The sequence below is a fragment of the Lutibacter agarilyticus genome (assembly GCF_900188235.1).
GTDB classification, from domain to species: Bacteria; Bacteroidota; Bacteroidia; order Flavobacteriales; family Flavobacteriaceae; genus Lutibacter; species Lutibacter agarilyticus.
In genome coordinates this window covers 64,575-75,179 of sequence record NZ_FZNT01000001.1, presented here as the reverse complement: position 1 = coordinate 75,179, position 10,605 = coordinate 64,575, and the positions used below count along the sequence as shown (strand labels likewise).

Here is a 10,605-nt window from a genome sequence, read left to right as displayed (position 1 = left end):
CTATTATTTTTTTATTTTATTTGAAGAAGCTCTAACAATTAATTCGGCTTTCAAATTAATTTTATTTAACGAAACCTTTTTAGTTGGGTTTTTTATTCTATTTAAAAAAGCTTCTGCAGCTAATTTACCTATTTTTTCACTATGTTGATTAATTGATGTAATAGCAGGTTTTCCATAATAAGTAAAAGATTCATTACTAAAGCCAACCAATGCTATTTCTTCAGGAACTTTTATATCATTTTCTAGCAATACTTGTAATGCTCCAAGTGCAGCATAATCACCAGCCGCAAAAACAGCATCTGGCATTTCTGGTAAGTCTAGTAATTGTTTCATAACTTCCCTTCCATCTTCCATGCTTAGGTTACTTTCTATAATTAATGATTCCTCAATAGGTAAATCAAATTTCTTTAAAGCATCTCTATATCCTTTAATCCTATTCTCGTAGATTCTTGTGTGGCTAAACCCAGCGATATGTGCTATTCTTCTACAATTTTGGGCATACAAATGTTCAACCACATTAAAACTACTTAAATAATCATCAATACCTACATAATCTACATTTAAATCGTCCTCTCCTCTATCAAATAAAACCAAAGGCACTCCTTTCGATTTAATTTTTTCATAAAAACTTAAATCTTTAGTTTCATTTGCCATGGAAGCTATTACTCCATCAACCTGTGTATATAATAACGAATCAATATTATTACACTCTTTTTCATAAGATTCATACGATTGTGTAATAATAATATTATAGCCTTCTTTATTTAATACTTTCTCTATATTCTCAACTACTGAGGAGAAAAAACTACTATTATTTCTTGGAATAATTACACCAACTAAATTACTTTTACCGGTTCTTAATGCTGTTGCTAAATGATTGGGTTGGTAATTTAAATTTTCAGCGACTTGCCTTACTGCTATTTTTGTTTTATCGCTTATTCTAGAATGATTACTTAATGCTCTAGAAACTGCTGAAGGTGTAATACCTAAAACATTAGCAATATCTTTTATCGTAGTTTTTTTTTTAGTTCCCAACTTTTTTCTATATTTGCTCAAACGTTTGCACAAATATAGAATCTTTAAACTGAATATCAAAATTTTATTTTTCTCACATAGCCAGATATAACAGTAGTTTAAGGAGTATTTAACTACACAAAAGTGTGTTTTTTTTAATCAATTTGCGCAAACGTTTGCATAAGGTAAAACTAACAAAAAATATAAATCATGAAATACATAGTTTGTGAAAAACCAGGAGAGTTTCTACTGAAAGAAAAAGAAGCTCCAGTAAGAAAAGAAGGAGAAGCTTTATTAAAAATAAATAAAGTTGGAATTTGTGGAACAGATATTCACGCTTATGGCGGAAATCAGGCGTTCTTTAGTTACCCAAGAATTTTAGGTCATGAATTGGCTTCTGAAGTTTTAGAAATTGGAGAGAATGCTAGAGGTATTAAATCTGGAGATAAGGTAGTTGTTATGCCTTACGTTAGCTGTGGTAAATGTATTGCTTGTAGAAACGGAAAAACAAACTGCTGTACAAATATTACAGTATTAGGTGTACATGGAGATGGCGGTATGCAAGAGCAAATTACTGTACCTGCTGATATTTTATTACCTGCAAACGATCTTTCAAATGACCAAATGGCAATTGTTGAGCCTTTAGCAATAGGAGCTCACGCCATAAGAAGAGCAAACATTAAAGCTGGTGAAACTGTTGTAGTTGTAGGTTGTGGTCCAATTGGAATTGGGATTATGAAATTGGCTCAAATTGAAGGTGCTAAAGTTATTGCTGTAGATATGAACGATCAACGTTTAGCATATGCCAAAGATAAAATTGGTGTTGATTATGTTGTAAATGCGGGAAATGACCCTGCTGCTGCAATTTCAGAAATTACTAATGGAGATATGGCAACTGCTGTATTTGATGCATCAGGAAATAAGTTTGCTCTTGAAGCTGGACCAAGTTATATGTCTCACGGAGGTAGGTTTGTTTTAGTAGGTTTATCTAAAGGTGAATTAACTTATACACACCCTGCTGTCCATTCAAAAGAAATGACTTTAATGTGTAGTAGAAATGCTACAACAGAAGATTTTGAACACGTAATTAGTGTATTAGATCAATTTCCTACAGAATCTTATATAACACACAATGTACCTTTTACAGATATGATAGCTAATTTTGATAGTTGGTGTGATCCTGCAACTGGTGTAATGAAAGCAACAGTAGACTTTTAATTATAAAACCATGAATTACGCTCAAATAGATCCAATAGACAATTTAATTGTCGCGATTGATAATCTTCCTGAAGGATTAAAAACCTTTGTAAATGGTCAAGAAATCATTTTAAAAGAAAACATCAAAAGCAAACATAAATTTGCTTTGAAAAATTTTGCGGTAGGTGATGAAATTTTCATGTATGGCGTACTAGTAGGTAAAGCTGTGATTCCTATTCAACAAGGTGAAGCTATAACTACTGAAAATATTAAGCATGCATCAGCTGATTTTAATGATTCAAATGAAAAATTTGTGTGGACAGCTCCAGATACTTCAAACTTTGAAGGAAGAACATTTAACGGTTACCACCGTGAAGATGGAAGTGTTGGTACAGGAAATTATTGGTTAGTTATTCCTTTAACTTTTTGTGAAAACAGAAATATTGATGTGTTAGAAGGGGCACTTTCTGAAAAATTAGGATACGAAACTAAAAAAGATTTTGCTGTTGACACAGATGCTTTAATTGCACAGTACAAAGCAGGTGCTTCAACTGAAGCTATCTACAATACACCAATTATTGCTACAAAAGAAGAAATAGCTAAAAATCGTTTATTTCCAAATGTAGACGGTATCAAGTTTTTAAAACACGATGGTGGTTGTGGCGGAATTCGTCAGGATTCTGAAGTATTGTGTAACTTATTAGCTGGTTATATTTCAAACCCTAATGTTGCAGGTGCTACAATTTTTAGTTTAGGCTGTCAAAATGCTCAAATTGAAATGCTTCAAAAAGCATTAAAACTAAAAGATCCTAAAGAAACAAAAACGGTTCATTATTTAGAGCAACAAAAAAGTGCTAGCGAGCGTCAATTAATTGAAGAAGCTGTAAAACATACCTTTGTTGGTTTAATAGAAGCTAACAAAATTGAACGCAAGCCAGCACCATTAAGCAAACTAGTTTTAGGATTAGAATGTGGTGGATCTGATGGTTTTTCAGGTATTTCAGCAAACCCATCATTAGGATATGCTGCTGATTTATTAGCAGCACTTGGTGGCTCTCCAGTGTTATCTGAGTTTCCAGAATTAAACGGAGTTGAACAAAACATTATTAACAGATGCGTAAATAAAGAAGATGCAAAAAAATTCTCTTCAATTATGCGTGCTTATTCTGCAGCAGCAGTTGCAGTAGGGTCTGGTTTTGAAGCAAATCCGTCTCCAGGAAACATTAAAGATGGTTTAATTACCGATGCAATGAAATCGGCAGGTGCTGCCAAAAAAGGTGGAACATCTCCTGTTGTTGAAGTATTAGATTATGCCGAAAAAATTACAAAACCAGGATTAAACTTATTATGCACGCCTGGTAATGATGTGGAAAGCACAACCGGTTTAGCAGGTTCGGGTTGTAATGTTATTGTATTTACAACTGGTTTAGGTACACCAACAGGAAACCCTATTACACCTGTTTTAAAAATGTCAAGTAATACTGAATTGTTCGAAAGAATGAATGACATTATTGATATTAATGCTGGAACTGTAATTACTGGTGAAGATACGATCCAGACAATGGGTGAAAAAATATTAGACCACGTTATTAGAGTGGCAAGTGGCGAAACTCCATCAAAAGCAGTAGTAAAAGGACACAACGATTTTATTCCTTGGAAAAGAGGAATTTCATTATAAAATATTTCAAAAATGAAAAATTTAAATAGAAATACAGTTACAGCAAATACGTATACTGAACGAATTTTACAATTTGGTGAGGGAAACTTTTTAAGAGCCTTTGCTAACTGGATGATTCACGAAATGAATAAAAAAGCAAACTTTGATGCTGGCGTAATTGCTATTCAACCAATAGATCAAGGTTTGATAAAAATGTTGAACGATCAAGATGGTTTATACACTTTATACTTAAACGGAATTAAAAACGGTGAGGTTTTAAGTGAACACCAAGTAATTGATTGTATTCAAAGAGGAATCAACCCTTATGAAAACTATGCCGATTATATTGCTAATGCTGAAAACCCAGATTTACGTTTTGTAATCTCAAATACTACTGAAGCTGGTATTTCGTACAATGCAGATGATAAATTAGATGATGTACCACAAAGTAGTTTCCCTGGAAAATTAACTGCTTTATTGTACAAACGTTTCCAAACTTTTGGAGGCGCTTCAGACAAAGGTTTAATTGTAATTCCTTGTGAATTAATTGACCGTAATGGAGATAATTTAAAAAGAATTATTATTCAATATGCTGTTCAATGGAATTTAGGTGAAGAATTTGTTGAATGGATTAACGATGATAATATTTTTTGTAATACACTAGTTGACAGAATTGTACCAGGATATCCTAGAGATAAAATGGACGCTATTACCGAAGAGTTAGGTTATAAAGATAATTTAGTTGTTGAAGGTGAACAATTTCATTTATGGGTTATTGAAGGACCTGAATCTGTTAAAGATGAATTTCCTTCTGAAGCTTGTGGATTAAATGTTGTGTTTACTGACAATATGGAACCTTATAGAACTCGTAAAGTACGTATTCTAAATGGTGCTCACACTACCCTAGTTCCTGTGGGTTATTTATACGGAATAGACAGAGTTCGTGAATCTTTAGAAGATGAAGTTGTAGGTAAATTCTTAAAGAATGCTTTATTCAATGATATTTCACCTACGTTAGATTTACCTGCTGAAGAATTAAGTCAGTTTTCTGCAGACGTTTTAGATCGTTTCAGAAACCCTTATTTAGCACACGAATTAATGAGTATTTCATTAAATTCAATCTCAAAATACAAAACAAGAGTTTTACCTTCAGTTTTAGAATTTGTTAAACGTAAAAATAAGTTACCAAAAAGCTTACTATTCTCTTTAGCTGCTTTAATTGCTTTTTATAAAGGTGATAGAAACGGAACTGAAATTACATTAAAAGATGATGCTACAGTTTTAGATTTCTTTAGCGAAGCTTGGAGTAACAATAATTTTGTTGAAGTTGCTGAAAAAACTTTGTCAAATACAGCTTTTTGGGGAACAGATTTAACTGAAATTGATGGTCTTCAAGAAGAAGTTACCACATATTTAGAAGCAATTTTAACTAATGGTATGAAAACAACGTTAGACGCATTTGTAAAATAATTTCAACTATGATTATTGATTCACATCAGCATTTTTGGAAATATGAACCCATAAAACACGAATGGATTGACGACGCGATGTCTGTAATTCGTAAAGATTTTATGCCTTCAGATTTACAAAAAGTATATGCTGAAAATGGAATTGATGGCTGTATTGCCGTACAAGCAGATCAAACATTAGAAGAAACAGATTTCCTGTTAGATTTAGCTGATAAAAACGATTTTATAAAAGGAATTGTTGGTTGGGTAGATTTACGAGCAGAAAACATTGAAGAAGTATTAGAAACATACAGCAAATATCCAAAACTGAAAGGTTTTAGACACGTTGTACAAGGTGAACCAGATCATAACTTTTTATTAAGACCCGATTTTTTAAGAGGAATTGCAGCTTTAGAAAAATATGATTTCACGTATGATATTTTAGTATTTCCACATCAGTTAGGGGCTGTTTTAGAGTTGGTAAAGAGATTTCCAAATCAAAAATTTGTGATTGATCATATTGCAAAACCATATATAAAAGCAGGTTTTTATGATGGCTGGGCAGCTTTAATGTTTGAAATAGGAAAATGTGATAATGTTTACTGTAAGCTATCTGGAATTGTTACCGAAGCTGATTACACTACTTGGACTTCAGAACAAATAACACCATATATGAAATTAGTTTTAGTTGCTTTTGGATGGAAAAGAATCATGTTTGGATCAGACTGGCCAGTTTGTTTGGTTGCAGGAAATTATAATAAAATAAAAAAAATAGTAACAGAATTTATAGCTGATTTCAGTTCAACAGAACAAGCTTCTATTATGGGCGAAAATGCTAAAATATTCTACAATATAAAAAATTAAAGTATGCATACAAAACCGACATACATTAAAGGAGATCATAAAAAAAGTGAATTCTTTAATAATCAAAGTAGATTAGTTTGTGGTTGTTCTGGACTTGGTGGAGTTTGGAGACCTATTCAAGAAAAAGATGCTTTAGCAACACTTAGCTATGCTTTGGAAAACGGAGTTAATGTTTTTGACACAGCACCTTCATATAATAAATCACAACTTTATCTTGGTAAAGCTCTTAAAGAATGGTCTGGAGAAAAGCCTTTTATCAGCACAAAAGTTGGAAGATTAAGAGCTGATAAAGCTGATGATTGTATTGTTGATTATTCACCAGAAACAATGCGTAAAAGTGTTTATGAAAGTTTAGAAACAATAGGAATTGACTCTATCGATTTATTATTTCTTCATGAACCGCATTTGGTTCCTGTTGAAAAAATGGATGAAATTATGGATTGCTTAAATGCTTTCAAAAAAGAAGGAATTGTAAAAAGTTTAGGTATTGGTGGAAATCCAATAGATAGATTTTATCCTCATATGATAAAAGAAAATTTTGATGTGCTTTCTGGATTTTTAAAATTAGACGCATGTAATTTATCTGGTTTTGAAAGAGATCTTCCTCAAATTAAACAAGAAAATATTGCCTATTACGCTGCTTCTGCTTTGCATATGGGATTATTAGGTAGAAGACTTAATGAATATGATTTAGACAGGCCAAACAATGAATGGATTACCAATTTAGACGTTGATATCGCTTTAAAAGTTAACAATATTGCTAAAAGCCATAACATCCCTTTATCTAGATTAGCCTTACGATATGTATTCTCAACATTAGAAGCTGATAGAGTTGTAGTAGGCCCTACAACTACTGACCAACTAAAAGATTTACTAAATGCTTGGGAAGAAGGAAAATTACCTGAAACCATATTTAATGAAATAACGGAGACAATTATTTCTAACAGATAAATCATTTGTTATATATTAAAAGACAAAGCTAACTAATCGTATGCTTTGTCTTTTTTAATTTGCAATATAATTAATCAACAAAAAACATGAACAAATTAAAAAATATCCCAGTTGTTAAAAAGGAACTTATATTTCCTTTTATTATTATTACTTCATTATTTGCATTATGGGGAATTGCCAATGATTTAACCAATCCTATGGTTTCTGCATTTAAAAAGGTAATGCCAGAACTTTCAAATGTACAAGCTTCATTAGTACAATTTGCATTTTATTTTGGTTACTTTTTTATGGCTTTACCTGCTGCTCTTTTTATTAGAAAATACAGTTACAAATCTGGAATTATTGTTGGTTTAGTATTATATGCAACAGGAGCATTTTTGTTTTATCCTGCTGCGGCAAATGAAGAATTTAATTACTTCCTTATTTCATTATGGATCATAACTTGCGGGTTGGCTTTTTTAGAGACTACTTCAAATCCTTTAATCCTTTCATTAGGAGATAAAGAAACCGCTACACAACGTTTAAACTTAGCACAAGCTTTTAATCCTATTGGGTCTCTTACAGGAATGATTATTGCCCAAGTTTTCGTTATTGGGGCCTTACGTTCTGATGATTATTCTGTAGAGGCCTATAATGCTTTATCTTCAGAAGAATTAGCCGTAATTAGAGAAAATGATTTAAGTATTATTAGTATCCCATACATTGGTCTAGGAATCTTAGTTTTGGCTATTATGGGTATTATTATTTTCACAAAAATGCCCAAAACCCCCCAAGAAGACAAAATGGGCCTTAAAGAGTCGTTTAGCAAACTATTTGCTAACAAAAATTATGTTTATGGAGTAATTGCTCAAGCCTTTTATGTAGGTGCTCAAATTATGTGTTGGACCTATATTTTTCAATATGTAGACAATGTTAATACAACTTACGGAATGGAAATAACTGCCACCTATTTTAATGTTGCCGCAATGGTTTTATTCTTAATTGGTAGATGGATTGGTACTGCTTTAATGAAAACAATAAATCCTTCAAAACTATTAATGTTATTTGGAATTGGTGGGGTAATTTGTGCTGCTGGCGCAATATTATTACAAGGAATGCCAGGATTAATTTCATTAGTAGCTATTTCTGTATTTATGTCTATTATGTTCCCTACAATTTATGGAATTGCATTAAAAAATATGGGAGATGAAGCTAAAATTGGTTCCGCAGGATTAGTTATGGCAATTGTTGGGGGTGCTTTAATGCCTGTATTACAAGGAAGTATTTTAGATTGGGGTGGATCTGGATTTTCAGATGTTCAAGTTTTAGGGTTTATTCCTGAAGTAAATTTCTCATTTATATTACCTCTTATTTGTTTAGCAGTTGTAGCTTTTTATGGTTATAAAACTTATCAATTATCAAAAAATTAAATAATGAAAACTAAAAGATTTTGCTATTCATGTGATTTGAAAGACGATTCTAAATTAATCGCTGAATATAAAGAATACCATGCTGCTGGTAATGCATGGCCAGAAATCACTAAAAGTATTAAAGATGCTGGTATTCTTGATATGGAAATATATATAACAGGAAACCGTATGTTTATGATTATGGAGGTTGATGAAACTTTTGACCCCATAAAAAAGGCTAAAATGGATGTAAACAACCCTAAAGTACAAGAGTGGGAAAACCTTATGTGGAACTATCAACAAGAACTACCTTGGGCTAAAGATGGCGAAAAGTGGATTACTTTAGAACAGGTTTTTAAACTAAAGTGAATGTAGAAACTGTGTTTAAATGTAAATTCACTTTACACTGAAATTAAATTATGTTTTAAGATTAGGTAGCTAGGGGTTAACGGTGTAGTTTTTTAACCTCGTTGCAATTGTTAAATTCAATAAATCATATGCAGGTACTAGTAACCAACCAGATACACTTTTAATCATTGAAAAGTTTTTTAAATACATATCGTAATTTCCTATTAGGAAGCTAAATAAAGTCAATTCAAAAAAAATAATTTATCCAATAGTGTGTTATTTGAATAGCTCCCCAAAGCTTTGTCTACTTTTCCATAGCGCTTTTATATTTATCAAAACTTCAGTTATTTAAAACATACCAATCATATGTATATGTGTTACATCCTCTGCCCTATCTATAAGTTTTGTAAAGTATAATAGTTTATCTGATTAAATAAAAAAAAACTTTCTATGTTTTTAAATATTCAGCCAATTGCATTGTAAGGTGGTCATTTTACGTTATTTCCAGATACTCAAATGAAGGTGGTTTAAAAATGTAGCTCTCTACTTAAAGTTCTAACAACTGTAAACCTTTGATCTTTGTATCTTGATTAAAATTCATTGTCTTTAGTATTGATAATTTTATATATTAGCCTTTAAATAAAGGGTTTTGTTTTAGTGCTGTGCTATTAGTTTATTGGTTTTTACAAATCACAGTTAATGGCTAATAATATATGTTATTGAGAATAAACATAACGAGAATATTGAATAAAAATTCTTTAGATTTTAGTTAAATGGATAAGAGGTTTGTGTACAAATTAACCTCTTTTTTTGATTAAGGATTTATTTATGAGGTATTTAATTTGCGTTACTATTATTTGGGCTTTTTCATTTAGCTTAATTGGTGTATATCTTTCTGGGTATATTGATGCTTGGTTTTCAGTAATGATGCGTATAGGTATCGCTACAATTATATTTTTGCCTTTTTTAAGGCTTCAAAAAATTAAAGTAGAAACAATTTTCATACTTACCGCAATAGGAGCAGTTCAATTAGGTTTAATGTATTGTTTTTACTTTCAATCGTTTAGGTTTCTTACTGTACCTGAAGTGTTGCTTTTTAGTGTATTTACACCAATTTACATAACTTTGTTAAACGATATTTTAAGTAAGCAATTTCATAAAAGACATTTACTTACTGCTTTAATCGCTGTTTTAGGAGCTGCTTATATTCAATACACAAGCATTAGTGAAAATATATTTTTAGGTTTTTTGATCACACAAGGCGCCAACTTTTGCTTTGCCATTGGTCAAGTTGCTTACAAGTATTTATTAAAATCTAAACCTGAATTAGAAAGCACACCAAAGTATACCATTTTTGGATTGTTTTTTATGGGTGCATTTATAGTGTCTATAATTGCTTTTTTCATTTTTGGTTCAACAGAAAAATTACCAACAACATCTGTACAGTGGGGAATATTAATATACCTTGGAGCTGTGGCTTCTGGTGCAGGTTATTTTTTTTGGAACCAAGGTGTTGTTAAGGTAAACACAGGCTCATTAGCTATTATGAACAATGCGTTAATTCCGATAGGATTAATTGTCAACCTTCTTATATGGAATAAAGAGGCTGATATTAAGAAGATTTTAATTGGTGGTAGTCTTATTTTTGCTTCACTTGCGGTTAATGAATACATAAATAAAAAAACAGATAATCTACTGTTAATTAAAAATACTAAAACAGATTAAGACTACATTTTCT

Annotated in this window: 10 protein-coding genes; 8 read left to right on the top strand and 2 right to left on the bottom strand. The window is 31.4% G+C overall.

Going from position 1 to position 10,605, the window contains the following annotated elements; all coding sequences use genetic code 11:
• Positions 1-3: 3 nt before the first annotated feature.
• On the bottom strand, positions 4-1,035 hold the full coding sequence (locus tag CHB67_RS00325) for a LacI family DNA-binding transcriptional regulator (RefSeq protein WP_089379751.1): 1,032 nt from the start codon (positions 1,033-1,035) through the stop codon (positions 4-6).
• Between the two features lie 189 nt (positions 1,036-1,224).
• Here CHB67_RS00325 and CHB67_RS00320 point away from each other — a divergent pair, with 189 nt between their 5' ends.
• From CHB67_RS00320 to CHB67_RS00290, 7 genes are all read left to right on the top strand, one after another.
• Positions 1,225-2,232: a zinc-binding alcohol dehydrogenase family protein gene (locus CHB67_RS00320; RefSeq protein WP_089379750.1), complete on the top strand. Its 1,008-nt coding sequence runs from the start codon at positions 1,225-1,227 to the stop codon at positions 2,230-2,232.
• Positions 2,233-2,242: 10 nt separating this feature from the next.
• Positions 2,243-3,889, top strand: coding sequence for a UxaA family hydrolase (locus CHB67_RS00315; RefSeq protein ID WP_089379749.1), 1,647 nt, complete (start codon positions 2,243-2,245; stop codon positions 3,887-3,889).
• 12 nt (positions 3,890-3,901) lie between these two features.
• Entirely contained in the window at positions 3,902-5,338 is a 1,437-nt protein-coding gene (locus CHB67_RS00310) for a tagaturonate reductase (RefSeq protein WP_089379748.1), read from the top strand.
• Between the two features lie 8 nt (positions 5,339-5,346).
• The gene (locus tag CHB67_RS00305; RefSeq protein ID WP_089379747.1) at positions 5,347-6,180 is read left to right on the top strand and encodes an amidohydrolase family protein; all 834 of its coding nucleotides are present in this window, start codon (positions 5,347-5,349) and stop codon (positions 6,178-6,180) included.
• Between the two features lie 3 nt (positions 6,181-6,183).
• A complete protein-coding gene (locus tag CHB67_RS00300; protein WP_089379746.1) occupies positions 6,184-7,131 on the top strand; it encodes an aldo/keto reductase in 948 nt (315 codons plus the stop codon).
• 86 nt (positions 7,132-7,217) lie between these two features.
• Positions 7,218-8,540 carry an L-fucose:H+ symporter permease gene (gene fucP, locus CHB67_RS00295; RefSeq protein WP_089379745.1) on the top strand — a complete coding sequence of 441 codons (1,323 nt, stop codon included), beginning with the start codon at positions 7,218-7,220 and terminating at the stop codon, positions 8,538-8,540.
• A gap of 3 nt (positions 8,541-8,543) precedes the next feature.
• Complete coding sequence (locus CHB67_RS00290; protein ID WP_089379744.1) at positions 8,544-8,888, top strand: L-rhamnose mutarotase; 345 nt, start codon at positions 8,544-8,546, stop codon at positions 8,886-8,888.
• A gap of 69 nt (positions 8,889-8,957) precedes the next feature.
• Here the strand turns inward: CHB67_RS00290 and CHB67_RS00285 are convergent, their stop codons facing one another.
• Positions 8,958-9,077, bottom strand: coding sequence for a hypothetical protein (locus tag CHB67_RS00285; RefSeq protein WP_089379743.1), 120 nt, complete (start codon positions 9,075-9,077; stop codon positions 8,958-8,960).
• A 618-nt stretch (positions 9,078-9,695) separates the two neighbouring features.
• On the opposite strand from CHB67_RS00285, the gene CHB67_RS00280 reads away from it, so the two are divergent.
• Positions 9,696-10,592, top strand: a complete 897-nt coding sequence (locus CHB67_RS00280) for an EamA family transporter (protein WP_089379742.1) — start codon at positions 9,696-9,698, stop codon at positions 10,590-10,592.
• Positions 10,593-10,605: the final 13 nt, after the last annotated feature.

Excerpts from the sequence above, each read along its gene's own strand:
- CHB67_RS00310 (WP_089379748.1), top strand. The coding sequence starts at position 3,902 with ATGAAAAATTTAAATAGAAATACAGTTACAGCAAATACGTATACTGAA.
- CHB67_RS00280 (WP_089379742.1), top strand. The coding sequence starts at position 9,696 with ATGAGGTATTTAATTTGCGTTACTATTATTTGGGCTTTTTCATTTAGC.
- CHB67_RS00320 (WP_089379750.1), top strand. The coding sequence starts at position 1,225 with ATGAAATACATAGTTTGTGAAAAACCAGGAGAGTTTCTACTGAAAGAA.
- CHB67_RS00285 (WP_089379743.1), bottom strand. The coding sequence starts at position 9,077 with ATGTATTTAAAAAACTTTTCAATGATTAAAAGTGTATCTGGTTGGTTA.
- CHB67_RS00290 (WP_089379744.1), top strand. The coding sequence starts at position 8,544 with ATGAAAACTAAAAGATTTTGCTATTCATGTGATTTGAAAGACGATTCT.
- CHB67_RS00315 (WP_089379749.1), top strand. The coding sequence starts at position 2,243 with ATGAATTACGCTCAAATAGATCCAATAGACAATTTAATTGTCGCGATT.
- CHB67_RS00305 (WP_089379747.1), top strand. The coding sequence starts at position 5,347 with ATGATTATTGATTCACATCAGCATTTTTGGAAATATGAACCCATAAAA.
- CHB67_RS00300 (WP_089379746.1), top strand. The coding sequence starts at position 6,184 with ATGCATACAAAACCGACATACATTAAAGGAGATCATAAAAAAAGTGAA.
- fucP (WP_089379745.1), top strand. The coding sequence starts at position 7,218 with ATGAACAAATTAAAAAATATCCCAGTTGTTAAAAAGGAACTTATATTT.